We start from the raw sequence: 15,391 nt of genomic DNA, 5'->3' as shown, positions 1-15,391 counted from the left end.
TAATATAATATTTGGCTCTTTAAATTTCATATAAAGTAACAGATTTGAATCTACCTGGCAAATTGTAGTCACTATTATAGGCCTTTTCGTGTTAGTTATTGATCTTTTGAGTAGTATTCGTTAGTTTCTGGAACCGCTTACCTAGAATATAAAAGTATCTAAACAATCTCCCTACAAGGTTCCCTTTTATTTAATCTCTCTAGCTTAATATTTTATTTTTTGGATGCCTTTTAATTTATATCGGATGTTTTTATTCCCATTTTGACTTAACGTCTATAAATAACCTTTTATATACTTTCCCTTATCAGTCAAACTTTTCCAATAAATAGTAAATATAATTTGTCGAAGGGAGTTTATTACTATACTCAAACTAGGTTTTTTCGCTATCTTTATATAACTTTATTTCTTATCTTCTTTCTTAGAATAAGAAAGAAGATAAGATTCCAATACTATACAAGATAAAAATATCTTCTCATGCTTCATTATTCCACTTTAATTTAAAAGATACGAATAGTTATGAAATTGTTAATAAAATCAGTTAATAAAGCACATTAATACTCAAATTGAATAACTTATCACTTTAAGCCCGAATGCCAGTTTTTTCGAACTTTTAATCAAATCTTACTAAAAAAAGACTGCTTATCTTTATTATGGTGATTAAGTCTAAATAAGTATTGTATCTCGATTATCTCAAAATAAAGAGTGCCACGTTTTATTATTTTGGCAAGAAGAACTGCACTATACAGAATGTATAGTGTTGCATTATTAACTTAAATCTAACAAGATCTTAAATCTAACAAGATGACCTTTGATAAAAATAGATTTATTTTTATTCCGTATCTATCTTTCTGAATACAAACTATTTTTTCCAAGGCGGTATATTATCAAAACCTGGTCTCATAGTCATATTTACGTATAATACTTATACAATTTATCTTTTAAGATATCCCTAAATTATAAGCAACTTACGTCTATTTGCTTTACTAAAGAAATTAAAACCTTATCCAGAGTTATATCCATTACGTGAACAAAATAACACCACCTTTAAAAATAATCTGCAAAAGAAAAATTCCTAGAAAGTTATACGCTTTTTACTAATTTCAATCCCTCTTAGTAATTCTGGTTTCTTAATTAATCTAACTAATGACTTTAAATATGAAAATATTCTTTGAAAACATTTAAGAGACCCCTCTTATACTCTTAAGATAATAACAGATGCCGCACTTAAATATTATTAACTTAATTAATTAATTTGTATGTTTTATGATACAGCTGAGTTTTTCTATTCCATGTTATCTGGGTTGGTGGAGAGAGAGGGATTCGAACCCTCGATGCAGCTTTCGCCCCATACTCCCTTAGCAGGGGAGCGCCTTCAGCCAGCTCGGCCATCTCTCCATCAATAGCAATACTATCTAAAAATCAATTGCTTACTTGCGTTCAAGCTTCTTTTGTTATCAGAAAGACAATAATTTCCAAGTAACATACCTTTACATTCTTGTGGCAGGAATAATAACATTCCTTTGGCAGAAGTAAAATAAACCATCTTCTATACTTCAAATTTAAAACAGAAAATAAGGATTAGGTAGAGATCATTCAGAATTTAGACATACTTTTTCAGCGTCAACTTCAACTTTCGGTTTTAATAGTTTTTCCTTTTGAATCCGCTCATAAATTTCTTCACGATGAACAGAAATCTCTTTTGGTGCCTCAATACCAATACGGATTTGGTTGCCTTTCATACCAAGAACAGTCACCTTGACTTCGTCTCCGATAATCACCGATTCACTAATACGTCTTGTTAGTATTAACATCTTCCTCTCCTTCATTGAAGGAATCCTTACCTGCAAGAGCCTTTAGTAAGGCGAAAATTCCTTATTTTTAATTTTAGCAAAATCGAGGGCACTAAGCTCTTCGATCTTTGAAAGACTTTAAGATAATATCGGAATTCAATGATAAATCAAGAAATTTTTATATCTCGATCAAGATTAAAGACTGAGTGAAGTGTTCGAGCGCCTAATTCCAGGTACTTCTCATCAATCACAGCTGAGATTTTAACCTCAGTAGCAGTTATCAAATGTATATGAATTCCTTCTTGCCCCAGAGCACTAAACATCTGAGAGGCAATACCTGCATGGGAACGCATCCCTACACCTACTAAGGAAATCTTAGAAACCTCGCTATTGCCCGATACTGATTGGGCACCAAGCTCTTCCGCTACCATTTGTATGATTGGATATACTTTTAAGTAATCATCCCGTTGTACAGTGAAGCTAAAATCGATCTTAGTATTCAAAGCAAGGACATTTTGAACGATCATATCCACTTCAATATCTGCTTTACTAATAGGTCCAAGAATGTAGCTAGCTATTCCTAGTCTTTCAGGAATTCCTTGGAGAGTTAGTTTTGCTTGATATCTTTCAAAAGCAATACCTGATACAAGTGGTTGCTCAATGCAATCTCGTTCGTAACTAATTAAAGTTCCTGGTCCTTTTCGAAGACTGGATAATACGCGAATAGGAACCTGATATTTCCCAGCAAATTCGAGACATCGATTTTGGAGTACTTTAGCCCCTAAGCTAGACATTTCTATTACTTCATCGAAGGTAATCTTTGAAATGCGCCTAGCGGTAGGAACACCCTTTGGATCACTGGTATAAACTCCATCGACATCAGTAAAAATTTGACATTCCTCCGCTTTTAAAGCAGCAGCTAAAACAACCGCAGTAAGATCAGATCCTCCTCGGCCTAAAGTGGTGATCTCACTAATTTCGTTAATTCCTTGGAATCCAGTTACCACAGGAGTACATCCTTCTTTTAAATCGGCCAACAAAATCTGAGGATCAACATCAATAATTCGAGCTTTTTGATGTTCGTTAGTAGTTCGTAAATGGATTTGTGCAGCAGTATAAGAATGAGCAGGACAATTTCTGGCTTCTAATGCCATACTAAGCAAAGCAGCAGACATTTGTTCGCCTGTTGATATCAAAACATCATACTCTCTAAGATTAGTATCGGAAATGGAACGTGCTAGTTTAATAAGTCGATCAGTTTCACCATACATTGCTGAAACCACCACCACCACTGCATGTCCTTGCCGCCGTGCTTCCGAAACAATACGAGCGACATTCTGTATTCTATCGATGTCTGCAACAGAACTACCCCCAAATTTTTGAACGATTAAAGCCATGTTCGAGGACTCCAATTTAATTTTAGTAGAGTTCCCAACGAACTTCTCTTCTAATGTTTAGCTGTTGCTGTTAATTTCGCTTTTATCCATTCGTACACCGATTTCAAAGCTTCATCTAACCGCTCTGGAGAATTGCCTCCTCCTTGTGCCATGTCTGGGCGACCACCACTGTGTCCCCCAATGTGAATAGCTACAGACATTAATAATTCCGTAGCACTAAAATAATCTAAACAATTTTTTGTTACCCCAGAAATTAATTGAACCTGATCTTTTTCTACTATAGCAAGTATGATAGCTGCTTTCCCGAGTTTTTGCTTTAATTTATCTACCATACTGCGTAAAGCACTGCGATTCACTGTCTCTATTTTTGATATTAAAATTTTTATTCCCTGAATATCAACTGCTTTATTTATCAAATGTGAAATCTGCTGCGAGGCTATTTGTTGTTTTAATTTCATTAACTCTTTTTCTAAGTTACGATAGTCTTTCAATAATTTATTTACTTTTAAAATCAATCCGTTATTATTCGTTTTTAATAAATTACTTAAGATTTCTAACTGCTCTTCCTCCGATGCAACATGAGCTAATGCTGCTTGACCAGTAACTGCTTCAATACGACGAACACCCGAGGCACAGGCTGATTCAGAAATAATTTTGAATAAACCAATTTCTCCAGTTCGTTCAATGTGAGTTCCGCCACAAATTTCGGTAGAAAAATCACCTATTTTTAAAACACGAACCCTCTTTCCATACCGTTCATCAAAGAGGGCTAATGCTCCTAGTTCCTTTGCTTTATTAAGTGTCATGATATGCACAGTAGCAGTCAAATTAGCTTGAATTTGTTGGTTCACTAATTTCTCCACAGCATGCAATTCTTTCTCAGTCATGGATCGTAGATGTGAAAAGTCGAATCGCAGACGTTTGGCTTCAACTAGAGAACCTTTTTGTACGACGTGCTCACCTAATATACGACATAAAGCTTTATGTAACAAATGGGTAGCTGAGTGATTTCGCATAATATCGAAACGTGAGCTATCTACCTTTGCCTCTACTTTATCTGTAACATGTAAAGTTCCCTTGATCATCTCACCGACATGTAAATAAACGGTGTTCTGTTTTTTGGTATTCCTAACACGAAAACTTCCAGATTCAAAAAATAAATAACCCTGATCTCCAACTTGCCCTCCAGATTCAGCATAAAAGGAAGTGCGATCAAGGACTACTGCTCCTTTTGTCCCTTTATTTAAGATAGTTACTGGCTTATTGGCTTCTAAAAGTGCAGTGACAGAAGCTTTTGTATTCAAAGTTTCATAACCAACAAATTCGGTTTCACCACCAATGTATACTTTTTGGGTACGATCAATAGTAAACCGCTGTGCTTGTTGAGATTGTTTACGCTGCCACTCCATTGCTTTATCAAACCCTGCATAATCTACTGTAAAATTATGTTCTTTAGCAATATCTGCTGTTAAGTCTGGGGGAAAACCGTAAGTGTCATATAATTGAAAAACCAAATCGCCTGGAATTTTCCGATGAGGCAACTCTGCCATTTTCTGATTCAAAATATTGAGTCCCTTAGATAAGGTTTGAGAAAATTGCATTTCTTCCTGTCGAAGAACTTTTTCAATAATGAATTGAGTTTTATAGAGTTCTGGATAGGCATTCCCCATTGATTTTATTAGCGGAGTTACTAATTGATAGAAAAAGGCTTCCTGTTGCCCTAGTTTATATCCATAACGCACAGCGCGACGAATAATACGGCGCAAAACATAACCTCTTCCTTCATTAGAAGGGATAACGCCATCATTAATAAGAAAAGTAGCCGAACGAATGTGGTCCACAATTACTCGCATGGAAGTATTACGAAAATCCTTATTACCAATTAATAACCCCAAAGCTTTTAAAAGATATTGGAATAATTCGATATCGTAATTATCATGAACACCTTGTACTACTGCAGCAATACGTTCAAACCCCATCCCAGTATCAACAGAAGGTTTATCTAGAGGATGTAATTTACCATACAAGTCCCGGTTATATTCCATAAATACTAAATTCCAAATTTCTATACGACGATCCCCATTCGTGTGAATACCTCCTGGTGGCCCACTAGTTACTGCGGATCCGTGATCGTAAAATATTTCTGTGCAAGGGCCACACGGTCCGCTATCTCCCATCTGCCAAAAATTCTCTTTTTCTCCGCAACGAAAAAAACGCTTCGAATCAATTTTTATTTCTTTAAGCCAAATAGCTTCACTTTCAAAATCATTTTGAAAAACAGTAACCCACAAACGTTCTTTCGGTAACTCTAGAACTTCTGTTAAAAAGAACCAAGCATAATTAATAGCTTCGCGCTTAAAATAATCCCCAAAACTAAAATTCCCTAGCATTTCAAAAAAAGTGTGATGGTAGGATGTGTAGCCTACGTTTTTCAAATCGTTGTGCTTACCGCCTACTCGTATACATTTCTGTACAGAAACGGCCCGTTGGTAAGAGCACATGTCAATACCTAAAAACATATTTTTGAATTGAACCATCCCCGCATTTGTAAATAAAAGGGTTGGATCATTTTCAGTAACTAACGAACTACTAGAAATAATTCTATGATCTAGTTTTTTAAAATATTCAACAAAAATTTGGCGCAATTGATCACTATTCATATAATTTAACATTTTTGTATCCAATGATTGATATATTCTGAATCGAGTTCTCGTTACATCAAAAGCAGAACTTTTCTTTGAGTTAAATTTAAATATTATTCATGATCTCCTCTTTTTTATCTTCTTCAAAAGAGAAGACAGTGCTTCCTACCAAAATGTTTGGTCATTACTTAGAGGATATTGTTGGACTAATGAATTCAGTATCTTAGTTTAAGTTCTGCCAAGATACGATAAGAATTAAAATTGCAGTCGATGCGCTGATGTAAAAAAACTCCAGCATAACTTGTCTTGAAAGATCTTCAATGTAATGTCTATGATTTTATTTAAAGCTTCTATTGTTGAAATTGTATCATCCTTGCGTATGATGTTTTACTGCAATTTTCTATCAATAAAGAAATAGCGCATTCATATAAATCTATCATTTTATCACAACAATCTCTTCAGCCATTTTTTCTCCACTTTTTTGTTTCGGAAATAATTTTTCTCGTAAACGAGTTTCAATTTCTTTTGAAATTTCATGATTTTCAATTAAAAATTGGCGAACATTTTCTTTTCCTTGCCCAATGCGTTCACCATTATAACTATACCAAGAACCAGATTTTTCAACGATCTCATTTTTAACACCAAGCTCAATTAATTCACTTTCGCGTGAAATCCCAAACCCATATAAAATATCAAATTCCACTTGACGAAAAGGTGGTGCTACCTTGTTTTTAACCACTTTAACTCGTGTTTCACTACCTATAATTTCTTCACCTTTTTTAATTGACCCAACACGACGAATATCCAACCGTACTGAGGAATAAAATTTGAGTGCATTTCCACCAGTAGTGATTTCGGGACTACCGAAAATGACACCGATTTTCATTCGTATCTGATTAATAAATATTACTAATGTATTGGATTTCCTAATGTTAGAAGTAAGTTTACGCAATGCTTGTGACATTAATCGTGCTTGAAGTCCTATATGGGAATCGCCCATATCTCCTTCAATTTCAGCCTTAGGTGTCAAAGCAGCTACAGAGTCAACCACCACAACATCAATGGCGCCTGAGCGAACCAACATATCAGTAATTTCTAAGGCTTGTTCTCCAGTATCAGGTTGCGATATTAACAAATCATTAACATTAACACCCAATTTTTCAGCGTAAATAGCATCCAAAGCATGTTCAGCATCTACAAAAGCTGCTATACCTCCCATTTTCTGACAAGAAACAATCGTTTGAAGCGTTAAAGTCGTTTTTCCAGAAGCCTCTGGGCCATAAATTTCTATCACACGCCCTCGAGGTAAGCCACCTACACCCAAGACAATATCTAAACCCAAGGAACCTGTCGAAATTACATCGATATCTTTAATAATGCTGGAATCGCCCAGACGCATAACTGAGCCCTTGCCAAATTGGCACTCAATTTGAGATAAGGTGGCGCTTAATGCTTTATTACGATCGTCCATTCTTACTCCTTAAAATCAAATTTAAAAATAATTACTTCATAAATATAGAATTTTTTCAGAAAAATTATTAAAGGTATTATTCTACTTTTTCTATGTAAGAAATCGCTTTGATATTCTATACTCCTTTAAACTGCAATGGATTTAAGCAAATATTTTAATCCACAAGCAACTGCCGAATCTCGAACGTGTTTACGACCGCTATCAAAATGAGCTTTGTAACATTGTACTTTGCCTATTTTTTTTGCAATTCCAAACCAGACAGTTCCTGCGGTTTTATTAAACATCCCACAACTTGGTCCAGCAATACCTGTAATACTCAGAGTGATATCCGCATGACTTCGTTTCAAAGCACCTACAGCCATTTCGCGCACCACCACCTCACTAACAGCTCCTTCTTGTTTTATTAATTTCGGATCTATGCCTAAAAGTTCTTCTTTTGCACTGTCACTGTATGTAATAAACCCACATTCAAACCAAGTAGAACTTCCTGGAATACAAGTAACAGCCCAACAAAATCCCCCTCCTGTACAAGATTCTGCCACCGCTAATTTCATTTCCTTTTCTTTTAATATCAATCCAAGTCGATAAATTAGAGGATAACTATTAACATCCACTATAACTCCATGATGAAGATAAACTAGAGATTTAAGAGAATCATAACAATATATCTTAAGTATCTCCAGCACTTCTATGAAGTCTTTAAGGACATAGAATTTGAATAAAATCACAATCTTATCAATAAGATTCAATGTATACCAATGATATGTTAATATTTGAACATCAAAAGAAATACCCTAAGAAATATCTTATCCTTGTTTAGTCTCTTATCAGATGGGGTGTTTTGTGAATTATTTTATTAAAGATAGTCAAAAAGCAAAAACGATCAAAAGCCAAAAAATTGCGATTTAAAACATCATAAGCAATCGATTTTTAATCCAAGAGGTTGTTTTCAAACCACTGTCCTTGAGAAAAATTAGGAATATTGATCTCTTTTTGCATTAAATAAACAAACGTAAATCGAATTCCTTAAAGAAAGTCAAATTCTGCTGCTTAATCAGGAGTTTATATATAAAATATGAGGTGATGTTTATTTATACACGACAGACTGTCTTGATTGCATTACTCACTTACTATGATAGTTTTTTATCTAAGTTTGAAATGAACCAAACTACGGTTGTCTTGCATAAATGATACTACTAAAAGAAGCTTAGTTTTAACGGATAAAGTGAAATAAGAGCAATGAGCACATGCTTTGCAAGTCTTTCACTTGCTTATCTTGGCCTTATTTAGCTACGAAACTTCAACCCTTCACCTTATTTATCACACGTTATTTTAAATTGACCAGATGGATGGAAACATCAAAAATCATTTTTTATATGTTCTCAAATATGAGTCAAAAATAGCATTAAAAATAAAAATTACGGATGCATATTATCGATTAAATTTTTAAACTTCACGTTAATAAAAACAAAGTGTTTCATTATTTTCTCTTTTTTCATTTTTATTTAGAAGAAGATGTAGCTGATAATGCTAATTGTTCCACTGAATACGCTACTCTTTTTTCTAAATTCACCACCTTTTTTTAAGTGTTAAATTAAATGTTAAGTCGGTTATCTTTTTAAATTAAAATAATCTAAAAAGCTTATGTGGTTACATGTAAACCGAACTATCCTTAAAACATCTCAATATCTATCTATTTTTAATCCACTTAATCTAATAATTGCTGCATAATATCCGAACTTATCATAACCCTACAAATTGCCTCAATTTCTTCTCGTAAAATAGGTTGATGACAGGTAATGAAAGCAAGCGTTTCTAGTAAAAAGCTAATAATGTTTCTTGATTCAATATGTCTTCCAAAAGAAGTAAGTACTCCTAAAATTAGCTTATGGTAAGACGTTTATCAATTTTCATTGACTAATAATGCCTAATTAAAGCTGCAATTAATTTAGTGAATTTAGTGATAGAAGTAATAAGCCTATGATAATTCTTAATCAATAAAAATACGTTCTTTCTTTATCCTCTAGGTAATATTATATTATAAAGGCTTATTTATTCTGGCAAACATACTTTAAAGTATGTTTGCCAGAATAAATAATTACTCTGTCTTCTTCAAGAATTCTCATTACTTGCTTAAGTGAGGTCTCTATGGGTTATCGGGATTTATTCGTATCATCACTATAGATTAATAATAGCAGTATCGTTATCTTCTTTTACTAAAATTAGAAGTTGACTTTAGACTTTAAATACATATTCTTTTCAGCTTATTTTTAATTAGTTGCTTTTGTTACTGCTTATAGATTCTCTTGATCCATTAAATTCTTAAAGAAAACTCGAGTTACTTGATAGGGGGAGGGTGATCTTCATTTAGATCTGAGTTGGATTACTTTTTTTTCTTAGATAGAGATTTTTAGAAATTTTAAATCCTGGGGTCGTATTAGATTCTATAGCCGTATATTATTACAACACAAATTTGTTGAATAAGTTTAAACTGTGTTTACAAATAAAAACAAAAATTTTTAATTAATTTATTATCATGTAATCTATTGTAAAAAAACAAGAATAAAACTTAACGTCTTGTCAAAATGTTTGATCGACTCATGTACAACAGTTGGAAGAAAAGATAATAAAAACCTGGTGTAGCTGAAGAAATTATACTATAATAAGCTTATGTCTCTTCAAAAAGAACGCATTATTCAGATTCAAAAACGACTCGTTGAAGTTTTTCATCCGGAAAAACTAACAGTACTTGATGAAAGTCATCATCACACAGGCCATATTGGCTCTAAAGAGCAAAAAGGACATTTTTTTGTCTCTATTGTAGCAGAGAAAGCTTTTAAAAATAAAAACCCCGTTGAGTGTCATCGCATGATTTATAAAGCCTTGGATGATTTAATGAAAACGGATATCCATGCTTTACAAATTCAAGTAAAGAACCTTGAGTACCAAGATCAAAGAAAATAATATGCCGATGAATCAGTATCTTATAAATAGAAAGAAAGATAATGTGATAAAAATGATGATAATTTAACGGTTCAGAAAATTCGTATTATGTAATTTTCTCAAGTTCGAAAAACGTATAAAAAGGGAGGACTCCCCTAAATTAAAGAAGACAGAAATGGACTTTCTTTGAGTTTTGGGTGTTTCGTTTTGCTCTGAAGTCAATAATTCTCGAGCTTATTTAATGTAGCTGCTGAACAGGGAAGTATCCACTTGTTATCTATTTCAAATTAAGCTATAACTCTGAGGTTTTATACTAAATAAAGAAGAATATGAAAAAAGAGATTCATCCAAACTATCAAGAAGTTAAAGTGACCTGCAGTTGCGGAAATATCTTTTCTGTAGGTTCCACTTTAGAGCATGATCTTCATCTGGAAATCTGCTCGGAATGTCATCCTTTTTATACTGGTCAACAAAAAATTGTTGATGTAGCAGGTCGCGTTGAACGATTCCGTAAGAAATACGCCAAACGCGAAATAACTAACATTAATAAGACAAAATAGTCATTTTTGACTTCCAGCTTTTCCTGTTTCGTAATCTTTACGGAAAAGCAGTCTAAAACTGAAATCTTTCTCAAATGATAAAATTGTACTAACCGATCAGTGCAATTTTATCATAGGCAAATAAAAATATGTCAATTAAACATTGTCATATTTTGGCCGTTCTTAGAATCAATTGAAAGCTTTAGATAAAAAAATTTACTTTCTACGAATTGGTGCTTTTATTACATTCGATTATTACATTTCGATGATATAATCCATAAATCCAATTCAGCTGGCATTTCTTGGGAGTTGTCCTAAATAAAATTCGTTGCCGGAGATATCTTTCCATTACAAAATATAATACAAAGTAACACGCCAGTATCTTTCCTCGGTACTTTATTTAATTTTATGCTTAAAATATGCTTAAAAAATGAAGACCAAGGGAATATATTAACATATTTGAAAGGTTTTGACGTTTTCGATAATAAATTTTTATAAACATAAAAATAAGAATCTTCCTTTTGAATACATAAAATCGTAATATTTAATAAATACATTAAAAACTCAAGAATAAGAATCATTCATATCAGAATACAGTCATTCTTTCATAACGTATTGTTTGATAAAAAATTTTTTTGTTTCACGATAGCATTACGTCGTAAATTAGCTAATTCGTCTAAATACGCTCTAGTAACTTTACCAGCGATATAGTCACCAGTAAAAACAGAATCTTCGAATCGTTCAATTTTTGGCTTCCCTGAAATTACTGCATTGTTTACTGCCCGATAAACATCGGTAAGATCTTGATATATTAACCAGTCTGCCCCAATTGATTTTCTAATATCGTCAACTGATCTTTCGTACGCAATTAATTCTGCCGCTATAGGCATATCAATTCCGTACACATTAGGATAACGAATTTCAGGAGTTGCTGAAGCAAAATATACTTTTTTTGCTCCTGCATCACGAGCCATTTGAATAATCTCTTTTGAGGTGGTTCCTCTGACTATTGAATCATCCACTAATAAAACAGTTTTACTAGCAAATTCAGATTTAATTGCATTCAACTTTAAACGAACGGAACTCTGACGTAGAGCTTGTCCCTGCATAATAAACGTTCGCCCAATATAGCGATTTTTTATAAATCCTTCCGAATAAGGGATGCTTAAAACCTGAGATAAAGCATGGGCAGCATTACGACTCGTATCAGGAATTGGAATAACCACATCGATATCATGATCAGGTCGTTCTCGTAAAATCTTTTCAGCCAAGCTTCTACCCATACCAGCCCTTGCCTGATATACAGGTACGTTATCCATGATAGAGTCAGGACGCGCTAAGTAAGTGTACTCAAAAATACACGGAGAGCGACTAACTTTTTTAGCGCATTGCTCTCGATAAATTTGTCCCTCTCGATCAAAATAGATTACTTCACCGGGACCAACGTCACCCAAAAGCTCAAAACCCAACGCATCTAAAGCAATACTTTCTGAAGCCAACATGAATTCCGGGCCACTTTCATTATCCCGCTTACCATAAACTAACGGCCGAATGATATGCGGATCACGAAAGCTCACCACACCATAACCATTAATAATCATGACTGCTGAAAACGCTCCTTCAACCCGCTCATACACTTTCTTCATAGCTTTAAATAATTGTTTAGGGGAAAGGTGCATACTCCCAGAACGCTCTAATTCTCGGGCCACTACATTGAGTAAAATTTCTGAGTCTGAGGTAGTATTTAAGTGGCGCAAATCCTTATGGATTAAATCATTCGTTAATTCTTTAACATTCACTAAATTACCATTATGAACTAAACTCAAACCGTAAGGAGAATTTACATAAAAGGGCTGCGACTCGGTAGGACTTCCTATACCTGTTGTGAGATAACGAACATGTCCTATTCCCATATTACCCATAAGACGAAGCATATGAGGTTCGCGAATTGCGTCACACACTAATCCTCTAGATTTCCGTAAAAAAACTCGCTTACCATCACTTGTCATGATACCAGCTGCATCTTGTCCACGATGTTGCAAGATGGTTAATGCATCATAAATAGCTCGGTTTACACGGTTATGAGCAATAATACCTACAATTCCACACATTACATACTAACCTCCATTAGTCCCGATTTAAGGTGGGCTCCGCTAACCATTGCAAAATATTTCTAATCTGTGATGATAAAAATTGATTTAACCACGTTACTTGAACCACTGCGCTTTCGTCCTTTATATTGCACACGTTAAAAAACATAAGCAAAATGGCAACGATAAGTAAGCCACGTCCTGCTCCAAAAAAAAACACCAAGCAAGCGATCAATAATAGTAAGACCTGTTTTTCTTACTAAAATACGCGTAATCAAATTAACAAAAATTCCAAAAATAAAAACAGCTAAAAATAAAATGCTAAAAGCGACTATATACCTAAGAAAATCCGAACTAATCCATATATTCAAATAACTTTGAATAGGATCTGTAAATTTAAAAGCAATAGTAACTGCAGAAATCCATGTAACTAATGAAACAGCTTCTCTTACGAAACCACGAAAAAAACTAATAATGATTGAGCAAATAACAATTCCAATAATAGTGAAATCAACCCAATTAAAATGTGAAACAATGTTAAAGTTCATTGTATCTACCTATTTTATAAAACTATTTCTAACTTATTTAATATCTTTTAACAATACCATTTAAATGTAATTTTTGTTTTGGTTCATTAAGAATTTGAACAATTTTATCGTAATCAACTACAGTTTCTACAAAAATACGACTGATCATCTTTCTTTGATCTAACAAATACAAGCTAAGCGTTAAAATTACTCACTTGTAATTTTTTAAGAAACAATTTTGTATTATCTTGATCTAAAAAACTAGCTACTTGAATTATCCAAGTCTTAGGAGCCATTAATAGTAATAACCTAACTGACGTATGTGACTTTTACTGGTTTTAATTACTGAAGCCCTCTTCGTAATGTTCAATTCCTCCTTCGATTGAGTAGATGAAATAGTTGTTTGAGAGGGCACGCATAAATGGCGAGTTTTTACCTGGAATCTAGATGGAACAGAAGAGATTGCACTATCAACTCTGATTAGGGATCAAAAGAATAGATTTTTCTTTAAGATCTAAAGGCTCTGAAAATTGCAATTGCACTTCAGGTTTATCTGGTGCTTTTGGAACTGTCGTTACCATTGATAAATTAACGACTGAATGAGGGTTATACAAAAACAACGGGAAAAAAATTGCTCCTACAGCGAGCATGATTACTGCTCCAATTACTCTTTGTTTAGTTTTAATTTCCGTAGCTCTAAATTTCGGAAAAGAAATTGTTTAGCTATAGATACCGTATAAAATGAACCAAAAACCAAAATGCGATCCTGCGCTTCGCACTGCGAAATTGCTTTCTCAAAAGCCTCATCAATCGACCTAAAATTATAACAATCTTTAACGCCTTCTGTTCTTAAAATACTTACTAGTTTTCTACCTAAAGCACCTCGTATTTCTGCCAAATTACCTACATACCAACGATCAACACAAGAAAGTATAGGCGAGAAAGTACCTGAAATATCTTTATCTTTTAACATTCCTACTACTGCAAAAGTCCTTCCAGAACACGGTGAACGGCGAAGCTGCTCTGCCAGATAGTGAGTGGATTGCGAATTATGTGCTACATCAAAAATAATGGAAACGGGCTGCTCTACTTGCTCAAAACGACCAGGTAAAGTAGCTCTTTGGATACCAGCTACAATAGCTAATTCCTTTACAGGTAGTTGATTTTGCAACTGAGTTACCACCATTAGGCTAGTAGCTACATTTTGGATTTTTAATTTAGGCAAAGGTAAAGCATCGTAATTAATATTAGGATATTGCCACTTCCATGTTTTTCCATTTTCGATTATTGAAAAGTCTTTCATAAATTGAAAAACAGGGGCTTGTAGTAATTGAGCTGCTTCAAGAACGCTCTTTGGTGGATTAGGATCACCACAAATCACCGGGCGATATGCCCGAAAAATTCCTGCTTTTTCTCGTCCAATAGATTCTCGATCGTTTCCTAACCAATCTATGTGATCAATATCAATTGTGGTGATCACCGAAACATCTGAATCAACAACATTAACAGCATCTAAACGTCCTCCCAATCCTACTTCTAACAGTAAAACATCTAATTCTAATTTTTTGCAAATATACAGACATGCTAAAGTGGTAAACTCAAAAAAGCTGAGAGGTTGCCGATCACGATTTTTCTCAATAAACTCAAAAGCTTCAATAAAATCTTTATCAATTACTAGCTCGCCATTAAAACACAATCGCTCATTAAAGAATAATAAGTGAGGCGATGTATAAGCTGCCACTTGATAACCAGCAGAAAGGTAAATGCTTTCAAGAGATTTAACTACAGACCCCTTGCCATTTGTTCCTGCTACAGTAATGACGGGACACGAAAAAGCAGACAGCCCTAATTTTTTTACTAAGTTTGTAATCCGAGATAAACCTAAATTAATTTCACGACAATGAAGTGTGTTAATATAATCCAACCAATCGTTCATACCTCGCAGAGCCATCATTTTGCCTCCCCTATTTTGGAATCCCAGCTACTTATTAC

The 15,391-nt window shown here is 34.0% G+C and carries 12 protein-coding genes and 1 tRNA gene; 2 read left to right on the top strand and 11 right to left on the bottom strand.

The features are described from left to right. Window positions 1-1,302 precede the first annotated feature (1,302 nt). From ONG85_RS02805 to ONG85_RS03530, 7 genes are all read right to left on the bottom strand, one after another. Window positions 1,303-1,395 (bottom strand) — tRNA-Ser (locus ONG85_RS02805). Between the two features lie 194 nt (window positions 1,396-1,589). After that, a complete protein-coding gene (gene csrA / locus ONG85_RS02800; protein WP_264435424.1) occupies window positions 1,590-1,811 on the bottom strand; it encodes a carbon storage regulator CsrA in 222 nt (73 codons plus the stop codon). Window positions 1,812-1,957: 146 nt separating this feature from the next. Beyond that, complete coding sequence (locus ONG85_RS02795; protein WP_264435423.1) at window positions 1,958-3,187, bottom strand: aspartate kinase; 1,230 nt, start codon at window positions 3,185-3,187, stop codon at window positions 1,958-1,960. A 50-nt stretch (window positions 3,188-3,237) separates the two neighbouring features. Further along, a complete protein-coding gene (gene alaS, locus ONG85_RS02790; protein ID WP_264435889.1) occupies window positions 3,238-5,847 on the bottom strand; it encodes an alanine--tRNA ligase in 2,610 nt (869 codons plus the stop codon). A 418-nt stretch (window positions 5,848-6,265) separates the two neighbouring features. Next, window positions 6,266-7,300 carry a recombinase RecA gene (gene recA, locus ONG85_RS02785; protein ID WP_264435422.1) on the bottom strand — a complete coding sequence of 345 codons (1,035 nt, stop codon included), beginning with the start codon at window positions 7,298-7,300 and terminating at the stop codon, window positions 6,266-6,268. A 125-nt stretch (window positions 7,301-7,425) separates the two neighbouring features. Next, window positions 7,426-7,914: a CinA family protein gene (locus ONG85_RS02780; RefSeq protein WP_264435421.1), complete on the bottom strand. Its 489-nt coding sequence runs from the start codon at window positions 7,912-7,914 to the stop codon at window positions 7,426-7,428. Window positions 7,915-9,008: 1,094 nt separating this feature from the next. Next, complete coding sequence (locus ONG85_RS03530; RefSeq protein ID WP_406566724.1) at window positions 9,009-9,131, bottom strand: SMC-Scp complex subunit ScpB; 123 nt, start codon at window positions 9,129-9,131, stop codon at window positions 9,009-9,011. Between the two features lie 839 nt (window positions 9,132-9,970). Between ONG85_RS03530 and ONG85_RS02775 the strand changes: the two genes are divergently transcribed. Both ONG85_RS02775 and rpmE read left to right on the top strand, forming a co-directional pair. Further along, complete coding sequence (locus ONG85_RS02775; protein ID WP_264435420.1) at window positions 9,971-10,264, top strand: BolA family protein; 294 nt, start codon at window positions 9,971-9,973, stop codon at window positions 10,262-10,264. A gap of 308 nt (window positions 10,265-10,572) precedes the next feature. Further along, complete coding sequence (gene rpmE, locus ONG85_RS02770) at window positions 10,573-10,803, top strand: 50S ribosomal protein L31 (RefSeq protein WP_264435419.1); 231 nt, start codon at window positions 10,573-10,575, stop codon at window positions 10,801-10,803. A gap of 584 nt (window positions 10,804-11,387) precedes the next feature. Here rpmE and purF read toward each other — a convergent pair. From purF to folC, 4 genes are all read right to left on the bottom strand, one after another. Next, window positions 11,388-12,893 carry an amidophosphoribosyltransferase gene (gene purF, locus ONG85_RS02765; protein ID WP_264435418.1) on the bottom strand — a complete coding sequence of 502 codons (1,506 nt, stop codon included), beginning with the start codon at window positions 12,891-12,893 and terminating at the stop codon, window positions 11,388-11,390. Between the two features lie 137 nt (window positions 12,894-13,030). After that, complete coding sequence (locus ONG85_RS02760; RefSeq protein WP_264435417.1) at window positions 13,031-13,420, bottom strand: CvpA family protein; 390 nt, start codon at window positions 13,418-13,420, stop codon at window positions 13,031-13,033. A gap of 449 nt (window positions 13,421-13,869) precedes the next feature. Then, the gene (locus tag ONG85_RS02755; RefSeq protein ID WP_264435416.1) at window positions 13,870-14,049 is read right to left on the bottom strand and encodes a hypothetical protein; all 180 of its coding nucleotides are present in this window, start codon (window positions 14,047-14,049) and stop codon (window positions 13,870-13,872) included. Window positions 14,050-14,063: 14 nt separating this feature from the next. Then, complete coding sequence (folC, locus tag ONG85_RS02750; RefSeq protein ID WP_264435414.1) at window positions 14,064-15,353, bottom strand: bifunctional tetrahydrofolate synthase/dihydrofolate synthase; 1,290 nt, start codon at window positions 15,351-15,353, stop codon at window positions 14,064-14,066. Window positions 15,354-15,391: the final 38 nt, after the last annotated feature.

Source organism: Coxiella endosymbiont of Dermacentor marginatus, assembly GCF_907164955.1.
Classification (GTDB): Bacteria; Pseudomonadota; Gammaproteobacteria; order Coxiellales; family Coxiellaceae; genus Coxiella.
Note: the sequence above shows the minus strand (reverse complement) of the source record. Positions and strands in the feature narration are given on the sequence as shown.

Excerpts from the sequence above, each read along its gene's own strand:
- csrA (WP_264435424.1), bottom strand. The coding sequence starts at position 1,811 with ATGTTAATACTAACAAGACGTATTAGTGAATCGGTGATTATCGGAGAC.
- ONG85_RS02795 (WP_264435423.1), bottom strand. The coding sequence starts at position 3,187 with ATGGCTTTAATCGTTCAAAAATTTGGGGGTAGTTCTGTTGCAGACATC.
- alaS (WP_264435889.1), bottom strand. The coding sequence starts at position 5,847 with ATGAATAGTGATCAATTGCGCCAAATTTTTGTTGAATATTTTAAAAAA.
- recA (WP_264435422.1), bottom strand. The coding sequence starts at position 7,300 with ATGGACGATCGTAATAAAGCATTAAGCGCCACCTTATCTCAAATTGAG.
- ONG85_RS02775 (WP_264435420.1), top strand. The coding sequence starts at position 9,971 with ATGTCTCTTCAAAAAGAACGCATTATTCAGATTCAAAAACGACTCGTT.
- rpmE (WP_264435419.1), top strand. The coding sequence starts at position 10,573 with ATGAAAAAAGAGATTCATCCAAACTATCAAGAAGTTAAAGTGACCTGC.
- purF (WP_264435418.1), bottom strand. The coding sequence starts at position 12,893 with ATGTGTGGAATTGTAGGTATTATTGCTCATAACCGTGTAAACCGAGCT.
- ONG85_RS02760 (WP_264435417.1), bottom strand. The coding sequence starts at position 13,420 with ATGAACTTTAACATTGTTTCACATTTTAATTGGGTTGATTTCACTATT.
- ONG85_RS02755 (WP_264435416.1), bottom strand. The coding sequence starts at position 14,049 with ATGCTCGCTGTAGGAGCAATTTTTTTCCCGTTGTTTTTGTATAACCCT.
- folC (WP_264435414.1), bottom strand. The coding sequence starts at position 15,353 with ATGATGGCTCTGCGAGGTATGAACGATTGGTTGGATTATATTAACACA.